Source organism: Nitratireductor sp. ATLC21, from assembly GCF_057196525.1.
The window spans coordinates 1,395,094-1,416,117 of record NZ_JBXUOU010000002.1 but is presented as its reverse complement, the minus strand read 5'-3'; the positions used below and the strand labels follow the sequence as shown (position 1 = coordinate 1,416,117).

The following is a 21,024-nucleotide window of genomic DNA, read 5'->3' as shown; positions in this document are numbered from 1 at the left end:
CGCATTGTTTTCACGGGACCCGATCAGCGGATCGGCATACCGTACTGAAGGCCACCCTTCGTCCAAAGGGCGTTGATCCCGCGCGAGATCTTCAGCGGGCTGTCGGCACCCACATTGCGCTCAAAGATCTCACCGTAGTTGCCCACATGCTTGATAGCACGGACGGCAAAATCATTGGTCAGACCGAGATCGGTACCAAGCTTGGTGCCTTCCTCGGTGCCGAGAAGACGACGCACTTCGGGGTTGTCCGAATTCATCTTCTCTTCAAGGTTGGCCTGGCTGATGCCCAGCTCTTCAGCATTCACGAGCGCGTAATAAACCCATTTGACAATGTCGAACCACTGGTCATCGCCATGGCGCACTGCCGGCCCGAGGGGCTCCTTGGAGATGATTTCGGGCAGAACGATGTGGTCGTCCGGGTTGGTGAGATTTAAGCGCACGGCATAAAGGCCGGACTGGTCCGTCGTGTAGACATCGCAGCGCCCTGCATCATAGGCCGCGTTCACCTCTTCGAACTTCTCGAAAACAACAGGGCTGTACTCCATGTTGTTCGCCTTGAAGTAGTCGGCGAGGTTCAGCTCCGTCGTCGTGCCGGCCTGCACGCAGACCGCGGCACCCGAAAGCTGAAGCGCGGAGTTGATGCCTTCGAGCTTCTTCGCATTGATCATGAAGCCCTGGCCGTCATAATAGGTCACGCCGGCGAAGTTCAGGCCGAGTGCCGTGTCGCGGCTGATCGTCCAGGTGGTGTTGCGGGAAAGCACGTCCACTTCGCCCGACTGAAGCGCGGTGAAACGGTCTTTTGCCGAAAGCGGCGTGAATTCCACGGCTTCGGGATCGTCAAAAATTGCGGCAGCCACGGCGCGGCAGAAGTCCACGTCGAGGCCTTTCCAGTTGCCCTGGTCGTCCGGTGCGCTGAAGCCGATGAGGCCGGTGTTGACGCCGCATTGGACGTGGCCTTTCGCCTTCACATCGTCCAGCGTGGCGGCAGAAGCCGGCGCTGCCATCATCGCGATCGCGGCCGAGCCGAGCAACGCTTTGACAATATTTTTCATGATTACGAACCCTTTTTTCTGTGTTCGGGCTTATCCCCTGACATTTTCAGTGCGGAAGCAGGCGAATGTCCCGTACACCCCGCTCGGAGTGCCGGCCCGCAAAGGGGCGGACACGCACTTCCTCTCCCACGCACTGGTCCCATCGAATGCCATAAATCTCTTTGGGTCAAGAGCGAAAGACCCTTGCTCCAGAGGCAAGAGCGCGGCCCCTGCCCGGTTGACGGGTCGCCGACAATGGCGTTCCATCCGGCATCTTGAACGCCCGGTTTCGAGGGTTTTCCTTACGCTCACGCTCCAGGGCGCGCCCGCAGTCAATCAAGCGACAGGTTCCATGAACGAAAAGAATAAGACTAAAGTCGGAGACAACACGCGCCTTGCCCATATGGGCAACAATCCGCGCGACTTTCACGGTTTCGTCAATCCGCCGGTGGTTCACGCCTCAACCGTGCTGTTTCCCGATGCCGGGACCATGGCCTCACGCAACCAAAAGTATACATACGGCACCCGCGGCACACCCACAACCGACGCGCTGGCCGCGGCGATGAACGAGCTGGAAGGGGCTGCCGGCACCATTATCGTGCCTTCTGGGCTTGCCGCTGTCACCGTTCCGCTGCTCGCCTTCCTGTCTTCGGGCGACCACGTTCTGATCGTCGATTCGGTCTATCATCCGACACGACATTTCGCCGATACCATGCTCACCCGGCTTGGTGTCGAAGTGACCTATTACGACCCGGCTGCCGACAAAGGCATCGCCACACTTATGCAACCCAATACCAAAGTGGTCCTTACCGAGGCCCCTGGCTCCGGAACGTTCGAGATGCAGGACATCCCCGCCATTGTCGACGTCGCCCACCGGGGTGGCGCCATCGTGATGATGGACAACACCTGGGCAACACCACTCTTCTTCCGTCCCCTCGACCACGGGGTCGACATCTCCATTCAGGCGGCCACCAAATATCCCGGCGGGCATTCGGATGTCCTTCTGGGAACCGTTTCGGCCAATGAAGCGTGCTTCGAGCGCCTGCTTGACACCCACGGGGCACTCGGCATCTGTGCTGCGCCGGACGATGTCTACCAGGTGCTGCGTGGCTTGCGCACCATGGGCGTACGGCTCGAGCGCCACCAGCAGAGCGCACTCAGCCTCGCACGCTGGCTGGAGGGGCAGAAGGGCGTTGCCCGCGTTCTCCACCCGGCGCTGGAATCGCATCCCGGCCACGCGATCTGGAAACGTGACTTCACCGGATCCAGCGGTCTCTTCTCTATCGTGCTCGATGGCGGCGGCCAGGCACAGGCCCATGCGTTTCTGGATGCCCTTGAATATTTTGGTCTCGGCTATTCCTGGGGCGGCTATGAGAGCCTTGCCGTGCACGTGCAGCTTAACGATCGAACGATCGCGCAGCCACCGAAAGAAGGCCCGGTTATCCGGTTGCAAATCGGCCTGGAAGACGTTGAGGATTTGAAGGCTGATCTTTCTGCTGCTCTGGTCGCTGCGGAAAAGGCCTGAAGACAGGTTTCATCATTCTGCGGCGCGCGTTTGAGTTCCATCTTCTGAACAGGCTGCGCGCGCCAGAGATGAGGCTGGGTTCTATCTTCCGTCTCTCATGATCCTTTCGAGCGCCCGTCGGTCCCTGCGGGATCGGATCTGCTCGGCCGTGAAATGGCGCGGGATCAGCCGTTTTCCGATTGTATCCTGTTTCACATCGAAACTGCGTCGGGCGGCCACCAGAAGGTCCTGTGCGCGGTAGGTCGCCACCACGATGACCGTCAGTTCGCGCAACCTGTCCAGAGCCGGCATCCGATCGACGGGAAAGGCTCCCTCAGCCGTGCGGTCCTGCTCGAGCACCTTTCCGATCAACTGCTGAAAAGTGCCGATATCGAGCCATTCACTGCTGTCGAGCGGTCCCTGGAACCATTGCGGGCTGCTATCGCTGCCATTGAGAATATCCAGATCGAGGTCGCTCAGGGAATACCGACTGCGCGCGACGGCCTTCTCGCCATCCGCGAGATAGCCCACGTCCAGCAACACAGCTTCGATATAAATCGGCTCTGCGCTCATGTTTGCGATAAGACAGTGTGCCTGAAGGCGATGCCCGGCGCCCCGATTGATCAGGATTTTGGGGCGCAGTGTACGCCGGTAGTTCATCAGCAGCATCTGGAAATAGAGCGTCCAGACGACCAGTGTGGCGAGACTGGCCAACGCACTGACAGCGCCATGGTTTTCCCGCAGCCAGCTCCATAATGGTTCAACGATTGTATCCTGCATTGGCGGCCAACGCCCACTTGCCGGCTTCGTTCCCTAAAAGCGGAGTGCCACCATGGAACGCATTCCTCCCCTCTTCCGTTCAGGCTGCAGGAGTTGAACAGAGCATGAAAGGAGCATTCCCATGAATGACCGGCAGAAGAAGGACCGTGCCTCCGACATCCAGAGCAGCGATCTGGCCGCCGACCGGATGGGCAACAATCAGTTGCAGGGCGATGATCAGACGAAAGTTCGCAATCAGCGCCATGCCGTCCCTGACGTCAAACAGGAAGCAGACGGGGTCATCGAGAGTTTTGAGAAACTGGACAAGGATGAGCGCGCGCGCCGGGATCTCGGCAAAGGTGCCCGCTCAGGAAAAAGCTGATCTTATCCCACTCAGCGGCCCCGGTAGGACATAGGCGGACATAGGAAAACCTCGCAGCGGCATGACCCTCCCGCGCCATAAGGCATCAAAACGTCAAGGCCCGGGAAACGCCAAGGCCTGGCGCTTTGGCCTGCATGCCCACGGGGTTCCTTCTCGAGCCTTGGATCCGAAAACGCCAAGCCTGGCAATTCATCGCATTTCATCGTTGATGCAGGCAAAGGCTTCGGCTATGAAAGCGACGCGCTGCTGCTTCGTCTCCAGCGCATATCGGCCAGCACCCGTAGCTCAGCTGGATAGAGCGCTGCCCTCCGAAGGCAGAGGTCACAGGTTCGAATCCTGTCGGGTGCGCCATTTTTCATTCGGACTCCTCATCGCCGCTATCTCGTTCGATAAGGTTTGGATCACCGCCAGCGCCCTTCAAGACCAAGGGCGCTGCGGTGCGAACACATCGCGATATCGTCAGATTAGAAGCGGACGTTCAATGTGACGTTGCCTGAGTGGTCAGTCACTCCGGACCCAAACAGCCCGCCATAGGAAATGTCCAGTGTGGCGGCGCTGCCGAGCGTCATTTCAAGGCCGGCGTTTAGAACCAGTTGGTCACTGGCCAGCGGCACTCCCGCGATTGCTGCACTCTCGCCGCCGGAGGCAAACGATAGCTGAGAGGTCGGCGTCCCCCCAAAAGCGTGTCGCCACCCAATTGTCCCACTGAGAGACGCATTCGTGCTGCCCCATCCGATGTCCGTTTCGGCGCGTAGGCCAAGCGTGGTGAAAGTGGCGGAAATTCCATCCCCGGCCGCGCTCAGAGCCGCAGAGCCTCCACTCTCGGCAAACCCCTCGGTGGACAGCCGCGCATGAGCAAGGTTGGCGAAGGGTTCCAGTCGCGCACCTCCGGCCTCAAGCTGGTAGGCTGCTTCACCCCACGTTTGCAGCGTCCGGGCATTGTAGCTGGCCGAGGTCTGATCGGCGAAGCCGGAGAACGCCAATGCACGGCTGGTTTCCAGCCTATGCCAGCCGTGGGCAAGCCCGCCCTGCAGACTGAGCCCGTCCCAATGACCGCCGCCATAAATGCCAAGCGTATAGCTGTCGGCGGTGCCGGACGAGGAACGCATATCAACCCCATAGCGAGAGCGGGAAAAGCCACCGAAGACGCCAAACCGATATGCATCCAGGAAGGCTGCATCGCCGCCCACCAGCAAACCGCCAACGCTGCGGTCGAGCGCGGCGGCATTGCCGTCGCTATCCCATCGTCCCCATGCGCCAAATCCACGCGTCCACAGACCCGGACGTCCAAACATCGCATGGTCTGCTCCGGCAGCCGAATTGGCACCTGTTTCACCCCATTGATCCCGAAGCCGATCCATCGCGCCTTCGCGTGGGAAGCGACTGTCTTCCAGAAGCACCGTTTTCATGGAAGCGTGGATCTCTCCCGTGAGGCTGTCGAAGGCCGCGCGGGCGTTGTCCTCGTCGCCGGAAATTCCGAGCAACGCGTCGAAGACGGCATTTCCACTGCCCAGCGCCTCGAGCGGACCTGCTATCGCCATCTGATTGGGTGTGTCAGCAATATCGGAGAAGAAGACTGCCTGTTCAGAATGCAGATAGACATTGGTCGCATCATAGCCGAGCGTGAAGTCAAGGAACACGTAGTCATCGGTTGGGCGAGCCGTATCGAATGTTCCGCTTACGCTGCCGGCGGAGATGATGGTGTAGGTTCCGGGCGTATAGGTCGACCCGTCATCGGTGCCGTTCTCCGGCGAAACATGCACCACACCACCATTGATTGTGACCGGACCGGCAGCGTCCAAAAGGTCGTTGTGTGTGCCGGCAGTGAAGCCGCCGCCCGAAAGCTCGACCTCATAGACCGAACCCGGATTGAAGAGGACACTGGCCGCACTCAACGTTCCGATGGAGTTGCCGGGAGCAAGCCGTCCGCCCGATCCCACTGTGGTGGTCCCCGTCAATGTTCCTGTCCCTCCGACAATGCCGCCATTGAGGGAAACCACATTGCCCCCAAGGCTCCCATTGACCAGAAGCGCGCCCCCGGAGATTTGCGAAACTCCGGTAAATCCCGAGGAATCCCCCGTCAGGACAGTTTGGCCGGCGAGCTGGTAGAGCCGACCTTCGCCGATCATGTCGACTGCGAACTCGTGAGCGCTCCCGGTGTGATTGAAGAACAGTTTTGCGTCCTCGTGGTCTCCGAACCACAGCTCCGGCGCGTCCAGGTGGCCCGGCGCAACTGCAGCCTGGCCGGCGGCAGCACCGATATTGAGCGTTCCTTCAGAGGTCGCGTTGTAGCCCAGATAGGTTCGATTGGCGACGGTCACCCGTCCGCCCTCCGCGATCGTCAGCGTGCCGGTGCCCTCTTCTGCAATGAAAAGGTGGTCGCCTGCCAGGCCGGCATTCGGACCGCTGACCAGAGCCTCCCCCTCGCCGGTGGGCGCATAGCCAAGGGTGATGGTTGAGGTGGCCGAGACTGTGCCGCCGGTGATGGCAAGCTCGCCCCTGCCTTCATCGCCCACAATCAACTCGCCATCGGCATTCAGTTCCGAATCCGCACCAGAAACATTCACCGTTCCGACCGTGTCCTGCTGCGCACCGACATAGACGTCGGAGGTGCTCACCTCGCCGCCATCAGCGATGGTCAGCAGTCCGGTGCCCCCATCGGAATTGCCCAGGTAAACACCAAGATCTGTCGTGAGCTGCGAGCCGGGACCGGTGACGAGCGTCGTGCCATCACCCAGATCGCCGATGAACAAATAGTCGGAAGATGAGAGTCTGCCCCCCGATGCCAGCGTGAGTGTTCCGCTTGCGCCCACATCCGCTCCCAGGGTTATCTCGCCCGCATCCGACCAGCTTGCATTGTCAATGATCAGGGTGGCCTGCCCCGAACTGTCATGGGATCCCAGATACAGATTGCCATGGTTCCCAAACACCACCGCATTGTCTGAGAGAGTAATCTGGCCGATACCGCCCGTGCCGACATAGGTGTCTGCGCCCATGGTCCAGTTCGAACCGGCTCCCGTGACGGTCAAAGTTCCCGTTCCGCCACCCTCACCGATCGTGACATATCCGTGGGACAGGAACGTGGTCCCATTTTGGATATTAAGTGCACCGGATTCGATGCGCCCCACTCTCGTGTCGCCGGTGACCGTCAAGTTGGCATTGTCGAATGTGGCGAAGCTGCCGCCGCCACCGGACGAGTGGCCGATCAGGAAATCCGCTCCGGCAAAGACCGATGCTCCGTTGCTGGCTTCAAGCGCACCAAGTCCGGAAAAACCGACAATCATGTTCGCACTGTTGGCATTGAGTTGGGCTGTCGAGCCGGTCAGGCGAACCGTCCCTTGCGTGCTGTTGCCCTGCGCGATCAGAATGGCAGCAGCGTCTACGGTCGCATCCGTTATGTCGAGTGTGCCCGTCCCTTGCGAGCCCACGTAAAGTGTCGCGCTGTTAACCCATTGCGACGTGGCGCCTGTAATGATGACGTTCCCGATCCCCGTCGGCGTTGCGCCGAGCACCCCTTGCGTGTTGTTGACAACCCCGCCATCCGAAATGATCAGCGTTCCGAGGCCGAGATCCCCAACGGTCAGCGTATCCCCGATGTTCCAGCTATCCGGCTGGGTTCCGCCGCCCGTTCCGATGACGGTTTCCGTGGCACCTCCGTCGATGACCGCCTGTGCCAGAGCCGCTCCAGGCAATGCGGTCGATGCCATCAGCGCCATGAACGAAGCCTGGACGGTCCGGCAAACCTGTTTGCGCTCTTTCAAATCATCTTGGTTGGACTTTTCCTGCACGTCGCATTCCCCTTGAAAAGACCTCGCGCTTCCCGGATCAGTTTCGAAATCAACTGTCGCGAGTCCGCTTTTTTTACGCGTGGGAGCGGGATGCCACATGCGACGTTTGTGCGATCGTGAACGGTTTTTCGCCACCCGTTACGGCTGTCAGGGGGTTGGCAGAGCGATGGGCTCGTCCCAGAAGTAGTCGACGATCATCTCGATCTGTGATTCCATGATCTCGGCACGCGCATCACCTTGCTGGACCGTCTGCGCGGGTGTGGTGGTTTTCATGTGGCGCTGAACCGGACGCATGGTTTCAGGATCAAGCAAGGTGGTCACTTGCGACACGGATCTCACAGGCTCCATTGTCTCCTGCGTATGTGAAAATCGCACAAGAGCGACGCCGTCGACCGTCTCCGTGTCGCAGGAGGCGTCCCGAATGGTTTCCCGCAGGGTTGCATTGCGCGCCAGCGTTTCCTCCAGCCAGTTCTCGTTGCGCATCCGGGAGGGCTGCCAGGTCTTCCCGTCGCGAGAGGTGTATTCCTCAGCCCCCAGCACCAGCCAATGAACACCGGTCTCCCGCACGGCCTGATGAAAATGACTGTAATCGCGAAACCATTGCTGCGTATGCTGCACCGTAGCGCCACCCATGAGGGTACGGGTTTCTATCCGATAATTCTCCCATTTCTCGCCGGCAGAGAGCATGGCCTGGATATCTTCCGTGCAGCCGGCCCGCACCGGGGTGGCGAACGGGAAAATCACGAGTAGGCCGATGAGAATGCGGTACATGATGAGGATCCTATTGCTGCATGAACCCGATGGCGAAAATCCAGAAACCGACCTGACCGGCCAGTCCGGCGAGGAGGAGATAAAAGAAGAACCTGCCCACCCTGCCCTGCAACTGACGGGCTGCCACATGGCGCTTGAAAGGCCGATTGGCGAGGTAGCCCGGTAGTATGGTTTCACGCAGCCAGCTGTATTGAGGTACAGGTCCATCCTGCTCGATCATCGACTTTGCACCAGTGAAGAAAGAGCCGATCTTCCATCCGACAAATCCGATAAAAGCGATCATTGCCGAACCCAGCATCCACCAGGTTGTCCATGCGACATCGGCAATGGGGATTCCATAAATTGTCATCTACCGGTCCTCTTTTCAGACGTTCGGCTGCGTATGGTTCTTCGCGCCATGCCCAGGTTCGCGAAGCCGATAAACAGAAGCAGAGCAACGATGGTGAAAGCGTTGCGCATGGATTGTCCACGCATGGCCGGGTCAATTGAGCGGACCTGCGGGTCTGTTGGCAGATATCGGATCGGAACGCGTTGAGGCGGGTCGTGACGCTCGTAAAAGCTGGAGGAGACCTGAACAGAACCCCGGCGCATGGTTTCGCCCACGGTAAAGCCGACTGTCATCTCATAATGATATCTCGGGCGGTCCGTGCCATGGCGCACCATGCGCTTGTCAAGGATGGTCGCCATTGTCTCGACACCAAACCTCTGGAGCGCACCATAGTGACGGTCAGTCGATGAGAAACTCCAGAATCCATAAAGCAGCGCCGCGGCAAACGGAGCCAGCAGAACGGCGGCTTCGGCAAGGCGCCGCCAAGGTCCGGCAGGCGGTGCATCTCGCTTCGGGTGGGTCACCTCAGCCATGATCTGCCATCCGTGGCGCTCTCAGCCACCGCAGAACGAGAAGGGCCGCAATGAGTGCCGGTATCAACAGCACCAGCCCGATTGCCGCTAAAGCCGCAGGCACGGCCCAGAGCTGTTCGAAATTGTTCTGGCGAACATCCCGCTTGCGGTCCGGCGTAAAGAATATTTCGTGCTGCGAACCGACTGGAAAATTCCAGTTGGGGGAGGATTGACCGGTGCTTGCCTGGGTCATCTCACCGTCTGTGAAGCGGTATCGAAAAACCGGACTGTAGTCCGTGGTGGCGCCATCCCACGGATTCCAGCCTTCCCAGGCATAGACATGAACGACCTCCCCCACGGTGCGTTGTGCACGGTGGAGAAAGCTGCGGGTTTCCCATGCCATGGCAGCGGCAGCTCCCAAAAACAACACAGGAGCCAGAAAGACGAGAACCCAGATTCGCCACGACGCTTCACGTTTGCCGTCCGGTCCGGTTCGCAGCAGGTAGAGCTGCGTCATGTTCAGCCGGATCAGGGCGGTGTGTACCATTCTATGGTGCCTCTAATGCATCAAAGCGCGTACCGGGTTCAGGTCGCCGAAGCTTTTTGCATTGCGCGAAGCGGGTCGGGGCCATAGGCATTGTCGCCTGCGGTTCCCTTTAGAAACCCCAGCTCAATGATCATCCAGATTGCAACCGCCATGGCGAACCACATCAAAGCCATGGCTCCAATGCCCGGGACCAGAATGCTGGTGCCGGCCAGTTCCACTTCCGAGTAGCCGAACTTAAAAATATTCAAAACCTGCGAAACCACACCGGGGGCGATGAAGACGACAGCCCATGGCAAGGCAGACTTCCCACGATCATGCAGGCGTTTTACCACCACGGCCGTCCACAGGTAGACAATGGCGCCGGACAAGAGGATCTGCACAAGGGCCAGCACTGCCCCCTGCGGAAAAAGACTGACGATACCCAGGCCGGCGATCATCGCAATCGCCACAATACCGGCAAACCCAAGCCAGAAACGTCGACGCGAAATGCGCCCCTCAAAGGTGGTGAAAAGGTCCATCGCTCCCCCAACCGCGGTGCCTGAACACCGTCTTTCAAGCTGATAGCGTCATCTATGCCGGATTTTAGGCAAGGGACCGTGACCGGTCATGCGACGTTTGTGTGAGGCCGGCGCATCAAACGCGCACCTGCTCAGACGGGCACGGGCCGTTCCCCTTCATTGAGCGGGAGCAGAATGTCCGCGATCACGCCGCGCATCCAGCGATGCGCAGGATTGTCCGTCGACCGTTTGTGCCACACACCCACAATCAGTGCAGGTTCGATGGGCATCGGGGGTTTGTAGATCGCCAAATTCTGAGATGGCGCCAGTCTCTCGGCCAGTTGGCGCGGGATCAGCGATATCAACTCGCTTTCGCCCACCACGCGGCAGATGCCTGAAAAGACCGGCATTGTCATGACCACCCGGCGGCTGCGTCCCACGCGCGCCAGTGCCGCGTCGCCGGCAGCCGCATGCTTGCCTTCAGGTGAAAACAGGAGATGCCCCATCTCACAGAAGAGATCCATGTCGAGCACATCGCCAGGCTGTGCTCCTGCCCCAGCCAGAACCGGATTGTCGGACGCAGCAATGACTGCATAGCTGGAGTGAAAGAGTGGGCGACGATCCGTCCATTCGGGAAAGTCCAGATCCGGCATGAGCGCCATGTCCGCTTCATAGCGCTCCAACGAATCCAGGTAACTGTTGGGCACAAGGTCGATGAGCTGCATCCGCATCTGTGGCGCCGTGATCCGAAGCTTCTGTGCAAGCTCGGGCATCAGCATCTCGGCAAAGAAATCCGCTCCCGCCAGCTTGAAACTCATCGTGCTGGCGGCGGGATCGAAGGCCGGAGGTGCCAGAAGCGCTTCCAGACGGGCAAGTTCCGCATTAAGCGGTAGAGAAAGGGACACCGCATAATCGGTGGGCCGCAAGCCCTGCCCGTGGCGAACAAAAAGTTGATCACCCAGTGCGTGGCGAAGCCTGGCGAGCGCGCCGGAGACCGCCGATTGCGACATCCCCAGCCGCTCACCGGCCTTGACCGTAGAACCTTCTCTCAACAATGCATCGAGGACACGCAGCAGATTGAGGTCGAATGTCGCAAAATTCATTTTGCCGATAGACTCTATCTAATCAAACGATTTTTCAGATTAATTCTTCCCTGCTACAGATTGCAACAACGAGAGCGCTTTCGTTTCCTTGACTTGGGTTTATGGAGGAAGCGATGCCTGACGCATTGACCGGTCCTGGCGTCATGACGAGGGATCGGGTTCGCTACAAGATTTTATTCTCCCCTGCCGAAACCGGCAGAGCCGTATCGATCATCGACAGCGGGCCTCCCGCCTCGCGCGGTGAGCATGCAGGGCTGGAGTAGCCATGTCGTCCGCACATCACGAAAGACCGGTTGTCTATCACATCCCGGCCTGCCCTTTTTCGCAACGGCTGGAAATTCTTCTGACCCTGAAAGGACAGCTTGAAGCTGTCGAGTTTCGGGTGGTCGATATCACCCGGCCACGCGATCCGGAACTGCTTGAGAAAACCCGTGGCACCACCGCGCTGCCGGTGCTCGAAACGCCGCAAGGTGGCATTCTCAAGGAAAGCCTGGTGATCCTCGATTATCTGGAAGAAATTATCCCAGGGCCGCCGGTGCGGCGCATTGATCCTTTCGAGCATGCGATCGAACACATGCTGATTGCCAAGGAAGGCCCCTTCATCACGGCGGGATACAGGCTCGTGATGAATCAGGATCGCGCGGCGCGTGAAGACAAACGCGGACAATTGCTTCAGCTTTATGCGGATCTCGATGATTTCCTGGTTGCCCATGAGGCTTTAGAAAATGAAGCCAGCAATTTCCTGTTCGGCAGGTTCGGGCTGGCCGAAGTGGTGTTCACACCGATCTTCGCGCGGTTCTGGTTCCTGGATTACTATGAGGGCTTCCAATTGCCGGATGATGCGCGCTTTGCCCGCGTCTCGGGTTGGCGCGCGGCCTGCCTTGCTCATCCTGCTGCCCAGCAGGTGAGCCGAGAGGAGATTATCAGGCTCTACTATGACTATGCGCTTGGGTTCGGCAACGGCGCGCTGCCTCCCGGCCGATCGGTTTCCAGTTTCACGGCCCACCCCCATTGGCGGGACCGGCCCTGGCCACCGGCCGACAAGTATGAGCGGGCAGCAAGCGATCGGGAACTGGGGCTTGCATGAGACGGGCACGACAATCAACACCGCCCGCCCGCCGTTCCGCAGCGCAAACACATCAATGGGAGACAACACGATGCGCGGTATAGCTTTTCTCTTTTTCCTGAGTGCCAGCCTCTATGCGCTGGCCGGCATGGCATTCGGCATCCACATGGCTTCGTCGCAGGATCACTCACTGGCTTCTGCCCATGCTCATCTGAACCTCATCGGTTGGGTGACGCTGGGCATGAGCGGACTTTATTATCACAACGTTCCTCAGGCAGCCGAGGGCCGGCTCGCATGGCTCCATTTCGCGATGGCCTCGCTCGGTTTGTGGATGATTGTGCCGGGAATTGTGCTGGCGCTGAAAGGCGTCACCGAGGGACTGGCCATTGCCGGATCTTTGGTCACCATCCTGTCCATGATGTTGTTTGTTTTCATCGTCTTGAGGAGCAGAACTGACCGGCCTGTCAGCATGTCCGCCTGACGCGGGTTGCAAAGCGACCAGGATTAACCGGAAACGAGAGTGGCGCCACACCACACGGCACCGCTCGGGGGAGCGAGCACCATGGACAAAACATCAAACCTTGTCGGGCAGATTTATGACGCCGTCTTCGACACGGGGATTTGGCCGCAGCTCCTGTGCTCCCTTGCGGATTATTGCGGTGTCGACAACGCCGCGCTGGTCGTAACGGACCCGCACATCCAGTTCTCCTCGGTGGTTACACCACGCGCCGATCCCGAAGTTGTTTCACATTACGCCGAAAGATGGTGGACCGAAGACCCGACAGCTGCAACGACAGCGTCCATGCCTGTCGGGCGGATAACGAGCCTCGCAGACACTAGTCGAGAAAAATTCTTTGCCAGCCGGTTCTACAATGACTATTGGCGCCATTCCGGTCTTGGAGCCGAGCGGCTGGCGAGCAATCTTTTCACTGACGGGGGCGGCTTTTCCAGCATTGTCCTGCAGGCGCCTGCGCGCCGGGATGAGATCGGGGCTGACACGGTCAAGCGATTTTCCTTCTTCATCCCCCATCTGGTGCGCGCCGTCAGCCTTGCGCGGAATCTTCAAAGAACGGCCCTTGAGACCGCGCTTCTGAAGACCGAGAGCCGCGTTCCCTCCACGACCAGCACGGTTGTTGTTGATCATGAGCGACGTGTGCTTTTCGCCGACACCGAGGCGGAGCGCCTATTCTCACAAGACAGAGGGATTACGGTGATCGGGGGGCGACTCTACCTTACTGGAGAGGGGGCCCATGCCGCTCTTGATGCAGCCCTTTCCAGCTGTTGTGCAACAGCCCTGCCCGCAAGCCGGCGCATCACGGTGAGACGGAGCCTGGAGGCGCCTCCTTATTCGGTGGAGGTTCGTCCCATCCGCATCCCGGGCAGTGTCCCCGGCGTACCAATTCCCGCCGCCGTACTTCGTATCAGCAATCCCGAATTGCATCGCGATCGGCGCATGATGGTCCTTCAGGAGCGGTTTGGCCTCACTCCCGCTGAGGCCCGGCTTGCGCTGGAGATGCGCAGGGGAGATGGTCGCGCCGCCGCCGCAAGGCGCTGCGGCATATCCATCAACACCGCCCGAACGCACCTCACAAGCATCTTTGGAAAAACAGGCGTCACGCGTCAGGCAGAGCTGATCAAGGTTCTACTGCAGCTGTAACGAAGCCACTCGCCCGAGACGTTGCTCCGTTTCGCATGGATATTGGTCCAGCGCTGCGCTCTTTGAAGGTTCAAGACGAATGGAACCGGAGGCTGCGAGCCCCATGGTGAGCCCGCCTTACGGCCGGGCCGCTATAGGCCATGCCCTGAAAGGCACGGCCGACAGCGGCCCGGGAAGTTCGGTCAATCCTGGGCGTTGTAGATCGTGGCGCCTTCCTTGATGGTTTCCACGACCTTCACCTCCCGCAGAGAGCTTGGTTCGATCTTGAGAGGATTTTGATCCAGGATCACAAAATCAGCCAGCTTTCCTGCTTTCAGGCTGCCCTTCTGATTTTCCTGATATCCCTGATAAGCGGCCCAGATGGTGAGCGCACGCAGCCCGTCATAGGCACTGACGCGCTGGTCGGGGCCGATGACATCGCCGGTGCGGCTGGTTCGATTGACCGCTGCGGACAGGACCGCCATGGCACTGGGAAGCGCCACTGGCGCATCATGATGCTGGGAGAAGATCATGCCGCGCTTGAGCGCCGACTGGGCCGGCGAAATGCGATAGGCGCGTTCCTTGCCAAGCGTCACCTCGCGGTGCAGATCACCCCAGTAATAGGTGTGCATGGCAAAGAAGGACGGGAAAATGGCCAGTTCCTTCATGGCATCAAGTTGGTCCTCGCGCACGGTCTGTGCATGGATCATGACCGTCCGGCGATCATCCATGCCACGCTCTTGCGTCACCGCGCGAACGGCATTGATCAGCTGATCGCTGGTTTGATCCCCATTGGTGTGGACCAGCAGCTGCCAGTTGTTCTTGTAGGCCGTGTCGACGATCTTCTGTACCTCGTCCACCTCTTCAATCGCCGGATAACCATTATAGTCCTCAGGCTGGCCGGGGAGCGGTTCCTTGTAGGGTTCGCTGAGCCATGCCGTGAAATTCTGAATGGCGCCATCGAGGCTGAGCTTCGCGCCGGCAATGCGGAAGCCATTGTTATAGATGTGCGATGTGCCCACCGCCTTCAGATAATCGAGGTCTCCGCGAATATCGGGATAGACATCGATGTCGAGAATGAGCTCGTCACTGTTGGCGAGGCTGCGCCAGGTCTCCGCGACGGGCTTGGTTGCCCGCCCCTCCTGGCCGGTGGTGAAGCCGTGGGCCGCATAGGCCTTCATTCCGGCCTTCGCGATGGTGAGGTTGGCTGTCTCGTCGAGCTGGGCCAGCACGGCAAAGAGCGGCGTGAACAGCGCCATTTCCTCCAGCACGCCATTGGGCTTCTGACTGCCTTCCACGCGCTGGATTACACCGCCTGCAGGATTCGGCGTTTCGGCCGTGTAGCCGGCCATTTCCAGCGCCTTGTCGTTCATCACGCCAAGATGCGTCGACTGATGCAGAAGGATGACGGGAATGTCCTCAGAGATCTTGTTGAGGTCTTCCGCGGTCGGATGACGTTTTTCCGCCAGCTGCGCGTCATCGTAGCCGAATCCAACGATCCAGCCGACCTTGTCGATGGCCGCCTGGTTCTCGCTCACCCATTTGTTCATGATGTCGATGATCGAGGCAATGTCATTCGCCTCGCCATCGGGGGGCGGCAGGAGATTGGCCGCGAGGGCCTGAAAACCGGTGTTCCAGATATGACCGTGGGCATCGAAGAAACCAGGCAACAGCGTCTTTCCGTCAAGGTCGACCTGCCGTGTTATCTCGCCGATCAGAGCCGCGACGCCGGATTGGGGGCCCACATAGGCAATCTTGCCGTTCCGCACCGCAACGGCTTCTGCATATTCAGGGGCATCCCCCTCCATGGTTATGATATCGCCACCGGTGTAGACGATGTCGACGGATTTTCCCGCCTCGTCCGCCCAGGCCGTCAGGCCCGGCCCGAAGGACGCTGCCACGGTGATGGTCAGGGCTGCGACCAGTCCATTACGTCTGTTGATCGTCATTTCGATACTCCTGGCATGCAATATGCGGCTAAGGACGGGATCACTTGCTTGCTTTGGTGACCTTCAGAAGCGGCGATCCCTTCCCCAAAAGCTCCAGGGTAGCCACGGTTGCGACCTCCGTACCGACCGGAATGGCCCGCAGATCAACGATGAAGTTGGGATTGTGCGCGGAATAAGGGAACCCCTTACCGGCTTCCATCGATGCGCGGAACACCTCCGGATCTGCAACACCGACGATCAGATAATTGAAGGCAACGTCTTCATTGGGACCTTTCAGGAGGTGCACATCCTCCGAACCCGTTGCAGCAGGAAGCTGACTGACAACGCCTTCCTTGCCAACGAGCTTGGTGAGAGCGTCCGCGTGGCGTTCCGCCATTTCGTCATCATTCACGAGCGGAGTGGAATACCCCTTCATCGTGTATTCCGGCAGCATGTCCTCGGGCATGCCATAGGTGCGAGCGATGCCATCGCTGATGGATTTGATGCCGGCGATCATCTGTTCACGCACCTTGGCGTCGTACCAGCGCAGGTTGACCTTCACCAGCGCGCTGGCGGGAATCACATTGTTGTCGACACCGGCCTGGATCGAGCCAACGGTGAGGACCGCGGTCTGCTGCGGTTCGATCGTGCGGGCCACAATCGCCTGATACTGGGTCACAGCATAGGCAGCCATGATAACCGGGTCCTTGGTCATCTGCGGCATGGAGCCATGCCCGCCAACTCCCTTGAACAGGACATCGATCTGATCGGTTCCAGCCATCTTCGGACCGCCGGAACTAACCACCATGCCAACCGGGCCGGGGGCCGTATGCAGGCCGATGAGATAGTCCGGCGTTGGCAGGTCGTGATCGGTCCACAGACCATCGTCCACCATTGCCTGCGCTCCGAGGATGAGTTCCTCGGCCGGCTGGGCGATGAGGATCAGCGTGCCGCTCCAGCTGTCTTTCTTCTCGGCCATGATCTTGGCCATGCCGAGCATCCAGGTGACGTGGGCGTCGTGCCCGCACATGTGGGCAACGGGCGACACCGTTCCATCCTCACGTTCAACGCGGACAGTGCTGGCATAGGGGAGACCAGTTGCTTCCTCAACGGCGTTTGCATCCATGTCGGCGCGGTAGGCAAGCACCGGCCCTTCGCCGTTTTTCATGATCCCCACGACGCCGGTACCGCCAATGCCCGTCTTCACTTCAAAACCCAGGCCTTCAAGTTGCTTGGCGATGATCTCGGCCGTGCGGGTTTCCATGAAACCGAGCTCGGGGTGCTGATGGATGTCCTTGAAAATGGTTTCCAGCCGGGAAGCATCCTCTTTCACGGACGCCCTCACCTGCTCGATCATTTCAGCCGAAATGTGGCTCTGCTGCTGGGCATGGGCGTGTCCTGCTCCCACAAACGATGCGCCCACGAGCAACATGGTTGCCGCTATGCCTGTCCGGTTCCAGATACCCATCTTATTCCTCCTGCAGCCCGCCTCTCAGGCGGCGTTTCACATGATGTGTTTCGTTGCCGCCCATGGACAAAGCCAGTCAGGCGGCGATGTTCATCGGAGCGCCCGCGCTTTCCTGCCATATCTGTCGTGTTGCGACTTCAAGACGAGATCTCCGCAAGCCGTAGAATGGCTTTTCCTTCCTCATCCAGCAGGACAAGCTTTCGAAAGGTCTGGTGGATCTCGAAACGCCGCGCTCTCCCCAATGCGTTCAGAAACGCTTGTTCCTGGTTCATCACGGCTGGCGGACACGCCATGTTGGTCGAAGCCAGCGGGGTGAAAAGGATCGAAGCGCCTTCGACCTTCACACTGCCCCGGAAGCGGTTGCAGCCTCCCGATCCGCTCACCGCACCGTCCTCTGACAAGGTCAGCGTGCTTCTCAGGCGATCCATCACGCCGCCGCCGTCAATGTCCTCCACAAGCCATTCACCAAGCAGGGAGACACTCTGTCTCACACGTTGAACAAGAATTTCTGTCTGATTGGGACCGTCGCCGAAAACAGCATGATTTTGGGTGGTGGTGAAAAGCAATCGGCCGCCCGCTGAAATCGTGGCGCGCAAAGCATAGCGATGCCCCGGCCTTACCTGCTGCGGATCGAAACCAAGCTGATAATTGATCGGGCTGCCGGCAGCTCCTGCGATCTTCTGCGTGGCAACAACAACGGCGGGAGCATCGGCGCGCGAAACATCCAGCAACTGAACTTCAACGACAGTCCCGGAGGGGAGCGCCATGCGCTCGCGATAGACAACCGTTCCGTGAATTTCGCCGGCTGAGTCAGATCCATGCGCAAAATTTGCAGGAACGAGCATACCAATGACGGCAAAAAGCACTGTTCTGCGGTCAACGCTCAACGCAGGGGCCAGTGCTTTGTCGTGGCCCGCCGGCCGCTCAAGATTACTCCCTAGCCCCATCTCAACTCCCGCCGATAATTGGATATGACCGGCAAAAACCTAGCCACACCGTCGGAAGAAGACTATCCAGATCACGCTGGTTTCTTGAGATCATTCAAGTTTGCTAAAGATTTCCCTCTCGTTCCTTTTGCAAGTTTATCCAAACTCAAGTTCTGGTTTCAATCTCGTGCTCCACTAAAACCGCAAGTGCTCTTGCTGATTTAGGGAAACCTCGCAGATTTGTTGTACCCTCTCTACTCGGAGCCAGAGAAAGAGACGGTCTCCCCGTCCATACGCGTCTGAAACTTCTCACGCGCCTCCGCCTCTATCTTGTTTTGAACCCGATCATCGAGAGACGAATCGCGGCTGAGATAAACTGTCTGACTGGGGAAGGCGAAACCGGACCCGCCCTTGGCAATGACTTCCTGAAGCTCAAGTAGCAGTTCCTCCTGCACTTCCAGAAACTGGCCGAAATCCGGCGTCATGACCGTGGCGCGAACTTCTACGTCGATGGAGGATGAACCGAAGCCGATCAGCCTGATGCGCGGCGTTCCGCTGCCCGTTTCCACCATGGGATGCGCGGCAATGGTTTTGCGCATTTCCTCCAGGATCCACATAAGCTGAAGGCGGGAGGTCTCGTAGCGCAGCCCAAGCACATGCCGGAAAAGACACTTGTTGCGCAGCGAGAAATTCACAATGTGCATCTTCGCAAGATCAGAATTGGGAACCGTGGCCAACGTTCCGTCCAACCCGCGGATTCGTGCAGAACGCGGTCCGATCGCTTCGACCGTGCCACTGCTTGCGCCATACTGGATGTAGTCGCCTATCCGAAAGGGACGATCCGCGAAGAGTGAGACACCGCCAAACAGGTTCTCCACCGTGGACTGCGCGGCAAGGGCAAGGGCAACACCGCCCACGCCCACACTTGCGATCAGACCAAGTGCAGGAATCCCGATCTTGTCGGCGCCATAGACCAGAACCGCACCAGCAGCAGCAAGACCACCTACGCGCGCCACCAGGCGCAGAAGATTGGCATCGTAACTCTGGTCCGGGATGGCCGGCAGCGCAATGATCAATTCAACCACCAGATGGCAGACGAGCAGTACCAGCCACGCAAGGGCGAAATAGAGGAGAACGGTCGTGACCACGATCTCCATCGTCGCGAAGAAGCCGGCCAACCCCGTCTGGTAGCCTGCAAAATAGTGGGCGCCCCAAACCATTCCGCCGAGCAGCAGCGGCACGGTTATCGATCGCAACAAGCCGCCGATCGAGCGGTGCCCCGTCTCGACGCCGCGCATCAGGATCCCCCAGCCGATGGTTATGACCCCGATGCCGATCCAGACCGCTGCAGTAAGAAGTGCTTTCCAAAGCTGAGTGCCCAGAAAGGGCTTCATCAGAACATCCGGCAAAGCATTGATGAAACCGTAGGGGAAAAAGGGGCCGGTAAAGGAGCGCACCTCATCGGTCCAGTTGTCGTAAGCCGAGTGATGCAGTGGCGGCAATGCGATGATGCGCCCATGGAATTCCGGCAGGCGCTCAACCGTCGCGGCGGAAAACAGGAACTCCCCAGCGCGTGCACCTTCTTCCTGCCGAACGATCTCCATCTCGGTGCCCGGGATGGTCCAGCCCGCAGGCAGGTCCTCGGTTCCGCCGGGAATCTGCTCCGCAGCGACGGAAGGAAGGCGCATGAGAATATCCACCAGTTGCGCCACGCGCAGGCTGGCCACTTCGGCGCGCTGGGCTTCAGGAATGGCGCTCATATCGAGAGCGCGGGCCGCGCGCGCAAAACTGTCGAACAGCTGATCAGCGCCTCGCGCACTCTTGCGCGCCCTGTAATCAAGATAGGTCTGCTCCACCTCCTCCGCGATCTCGATGAAGGAGTAATAGGTCGCCCTTGGTGACGAGGTATCGAGCGGGGCCAACGGTGAAACCGTCTGTTCCTGAGCGGTCGCCGATAAAGCGATGAAGAAGCTGAAGAACACAAGAATGAAACGCAATGGAAATTCCTCCAGATTGGCGCTGGATCGACCCGCCAAACACCGCGCGTTCGTGCGGCGGCAAAGCGCCTGTCCAACCGTACCGTTCGCTGGGTTGTGCAAGCGTAACCTCGACAGGCGTTAAGGGGGGTTTAACAATTGGCCTGCGCGGTGCCGCCGTCTTACGGCAAGGCGGAGCGGGCTACCTGCCGCACATGCCAGGCCAGCAGCGCCATCGAAAAACCGACGGAAACGAGCTTGATCCCAAGAAGAAGACCGATCAGCCAGACCGCCACTTGCGGAAGGCTCCACCACAGGATCGGTGAAAGGACAATTCCCAGCAATCCGCTTGCGAGTACCCAATGCCAGTTCGGAAACGGCCGAATGGTGAGCGCAAAAACCAGCTTTGCAATTCCTTCGATCATGAAGAACACGATCAGAAGCAATGTAATTGTCACAAGTCCCTGGCCGCTGTCCCTGAGGAACAGGAGGCCGATCAGGACCGCCAGAGCGACGGAGACGAGCTGAAGCCAGAAATGCGGCACCTTGCTGGCGCCAATCAGACTGACGGCCTGCGCCAGCCCGCTGATGATGAGCAACCAGCCCAGAAGACTGATGACCGCGACGGATGAAATCGCCGGATAGACGATCGCAAGCACGCCAGCGGCCATCAGCACGGCTCCCTGGAGGAAGTACCAGATCCAGTAGCGGCGCACCGTGTCTCTGACTGCGTCGCGAAAGACTTCAGATGCTTCTTCAAGCGACAGCGACATATGCGTTCCTTCCGCGATGCGCGATCTCA

General features: G+C 59.3%; 20 protein-coding genes and 1 tRNA gene. 7 read left to right on the top strand and 14 right to left on the bottom strand.

Features of this window, described 5'->3' with window-relative positions:
* Nucleotides 1–23: 23 nt before the first annotated feature.
* The gene (locus tag AC2CHD_RS14320; protein ID WP_229447265.1) at nucleotides 24–1,052 is read right to left on the bottom strand and encodes an amino acid ABC transporter substrate-binding protein; all 1,029 of its coding nucleotides are present in this window, start codon (nucleotides 1,050–1,052) and stop codon (nucleotides 24–26) included.
* Nucleotides 1,053–1,383: 331 nt separating this feature from the next.
* On the opposite strand from AC2CHD_RS14320, the gene AC2CHD_RS14315 reads away from it, so the two are divergent.
* On the top strand, nucleotides 1,384–2,556 hold the full coding sequence (locus AC2CHD_RS14315; protein WP_484554199.1) for a cystathionine beta-lyase: 1,173 nt from the start codon (nucleotides 1,384–1,386) through the stop codon (nucleotides 2,554–2,556).
* Nucleotides 2,557–2,637: 81 nt separating this feature from the next.
* Here the strand turns inward: AC2CHD_RS14315 and AC2CHD_RS14310 are convergent, their stop codons facing one another.
* Nucleotides 2,638–3,315: a hypothetical protein gene (locus AC2CHD_RS14310; RefSeq protein WP_229447267.1), complete on the bottom strand. Its 678-nt coding sequence runs from the start codon at nucleotides 3,313–3,315 to the stop codon at nucleotides 2,638–2,640.
* A gap of 121 nt (nucleotides 3,316–3,436) precedes the next feature.
* Here AC2CHD_RS14310 and AC2CHD_RS14305 point away from each other — a divergent pair, with 121 nt between their 5' ends.
* Together AC2CHD_RS14305 and AC2CHD_RS14300 are read left to right on the top strand one after the other, a co-directional pair.
* Nucleotides 3,437–3,676: a hypothetical protein gene (locus AC2CHD_RS14305; protein ID WP_484554198.1), complete on the top strand. Its 240-nt coding sequence runs from the start codon at nucleotides 3,437–3,439 to the stop codon at nucleotides 3,674–3,676.
* Between the two features lie 274 nt (nucleotides 3,677–3,950).
* A tRNA-Arg gene (locus AC2CHD_RS14300) sits at nucleotides 3,951–4,027 on the top strand.
* A gap of 113 nt (nucleotides 4,028–4,140) precedes the next feature.
* Here the strand turns inward: AC2CHD_RS14300 and AC2CHD_RS14295 are convergent.
* The 7 genes from AC2CHD_RS14295 to AC2CHD_RS14265 form a co-directional block, all read right to left on the bottom strand.
* Nucleotides 4,141–7,392 carry an autotransporter domain-containing protein gene (locus AC2CHD_RS14295; RefSeq protein ID WP_484554197.1) on the bottom strand — a complete coding sequence of 1,084 codons (3,252 nt, stop codon included), beginning with the start codon at nucleotides 7,390–7,392 and terminating at the stop codon, nucleotides 4,141–4,143.
* A gap of 219 nt (nucleotides 7,393–7,611) precedes the next feature.
* Nucleotides 7,612–8,235: a hypothetical protein gene (locus AC2CHD_RS14290; protein ID WP_484554196.1), complete on the bottom strand. Its 624-nt coding sequence runs from the start codon at nucleotides 8,233–8,235 to the stop codon at nucleotides 7,612–7,614.
* 10 nt (nucleotides 8,236–8,245) lie between these two features.
* The gene (locus tag AC2CHD_RS14285; protein ID WP_229447303.1) at nucleotides 8,246–8,584 is read right to left on the bottom strand and encodes a hypothetical protein; all 339 of its coding nucleotides are present in this window, start codon (nucleotides 8,582–8,584) and stop codon (nucleotides 8,246–8,248) included.
* A complete protein-coding gene (locus tag AC2CHD_RS14280; protein ID WP_484554195.1) occupies nucleotides 8,581–9,096 on the bottom strand; it encodes a hypothetical protein in 516 nt (171 codons plus the stop codon). The genes AC2CHD_RS14285 and AC2CHD_RS14280 overlap by 4 nt, the downstream gene beginning before the upstream one ends.
* Nucleotides 9,089–9,622, bottom strand: coding sequence for a DUF3592 domain-containing protein (locus tag AC2CHD_RS14275; protein WP_484554194.1), 534 nt, complete (start codon nucleotides 9,620–9,622; stop codon nucleotides 9,089–9,091). Before AC2CHD_RS14275 ends, AC2CHD_RS14280 begins: the two co-directional genes overlap by 8 nt.
* A 38-nt stretch (nucleotides 9,623–9,660) precedes the next feature.
* On the bottom strand, nucleotides 9,661–10,140 hold the full coding sequence (locus AC2CHD_RS14270; RefSeq protein ID WP_484554193.1) for a DUF805 domain-containing protein: 480 nt from the start codon (nucleotides 10,138–10,140) through the stop codon (nucleotides 9,661–9,663).
* Between the two features lie 131 nt (nucleotides 10,141–10,271).
* Nucleotides 10,272–11,222, bottom strand: coding sequence for a LysR family transcriptional regulator (locus AC2CHD_RS14265; protein ID WP_484554192.1), 951 nt, complete (start codon nucleotides 11,220–11,222; stop codon nucleotides 10,272–10,274).
* Nucleotides 11,223–11,335: 113 nt separating this feature from the next.
* Between AC2CHD_RS14265 and AC2CHD_RS14260 the strand changes: the two genes are divergently transcribed.
* From AC2CHD_RS14260 to AC2CHD_RS14245, 4 genes are all read left to right on the top strand, one after another.
* Nucleotides 11,336–11,485 (top strand): hypothetical protein, encoded by a 150-nt coding sequence (locus AC2CHD_RS14260; RefSeq protein WP_484554191.1) that lies wholly within the window; start codon nucleotides 11,336–11,338, stop codon nucleotides 11,483–11,485.
* 2 nt (nucleotides 11,486–11,487) lie between these two features.
* Entirely contained in the window at nucleotides 11,488–12,309 is an 822-nt protein-coding gene (locus AC2CHD_RS14255; RefSeq protein ID WP_484554190.1) for a glutathione S-transferase family protein, read from the top strand.
* Nucleotides 12,310–12,379: 70 nt separating this feature from the next.
* The gene (locus tag AC2CHD_RS14250) at nucleotides 12,380–12,769 is read left to right on the top strand and encodes a hypothetical protein (RefSeq protein WP_484554189.1); all 390 of its coding nucleotides are present in this window, start codon (nucleotides 12,380–12,382) and stop codon (nucleotides 12,767–12,769) included.
* An 81-nt stretch (nucleotides 12,770–12,850) separates the two neighbouring features.
* Nucleotides 12,851–13,945, top strand: a complete 1,095-nt coding sequence (locus tag AC2CHD_RS14245) for a helix-turn-helix transcriptional regulator (protein WP_484554188.1) — start codon at nucleotides 12,851–12,853, stop codon at nucleotides 13,943–13,945.
* Nucleotides 13,946–14,127: 182 nt separating this feature from the next.
* Here the strand turns inward: AC2CHD_RS14245 and AC2CHD_RS14240 are convergent, their stop codons facing one another.
* The 5 genes from AC2CHD_RS14240 to AC2CHD_RS14220 all read right to left on the bottom strand — a co-directional run bounded on the left by AC2CHD_RS14240 (nucleotide 14,128) and on the right by AC2CHD_RS14220 (nucleotide 20,995).
* The gene (locus tag AC2CHD_RS14240; RefSeq protein ID WP_484554187.1) at nucleotides 14,128–15,873 is read right to left on the bottom strand and encodes an amidohydrolase; all 1,746 of its coding nucleotides are present in this window, start codon (nucleotides 15,871–15,873) and stop codon (nucleotides 14,128–14,130) included.
* Between the two features lie 40 nt (nucleotides 15,874–15,913).
* Complete coding sequence (locus tag AC2CHD_RS14235) at nucleotides 15,914–17,320, bottom strand: amidohydrolase (protein ID WP_484554186.1); 1,407 nt, start codon at nucleotides 17,318–17,320, stop codon at nucleotides 15,914–15,916.
* A 137-nt stretch (nucleotides 17,321–17,457) separates the two neighbouring features.
* A complete protein-coding gene (locus tag AC2CHD_RS14230; protein ID WP_484554254.1) occupies nucleotides 17,458–18,165 on the bottom strand; it encodes a YbaY family lipoprotein in 708 nt (235 codons plus the stop codon).
* A gap of 335 nt (nucleotides 18,166–18,500) precedes the next feature.
* Nucleotides 18,501–20,243: a mechanosensitive ion channel family protein gene (locus tag AC2CHD_RS14225; protein WP_484554185.1), complete on the bottom strand. Its 1,743-nt coding sequence runs from the start codon at nucleotides 20,241–20,243 to the stop codon at nucleotides 18,501–18,503.
* A 161-nt stretch (nucleotides 20,244–20,404) separates the two neighbouring features.
* A complete protein-coding gene (locus AC2CHD_RS14220) occupies nucleotides 20,405–20,995 on the bottom strand; it encodes an HdeD family acid-resistance protein (protein WP_484554184.1) in 591 nt (196 codons plus the stop codon).
* Nucleotides 20,996–21,024: the final 29 nt, after the last annotated feature.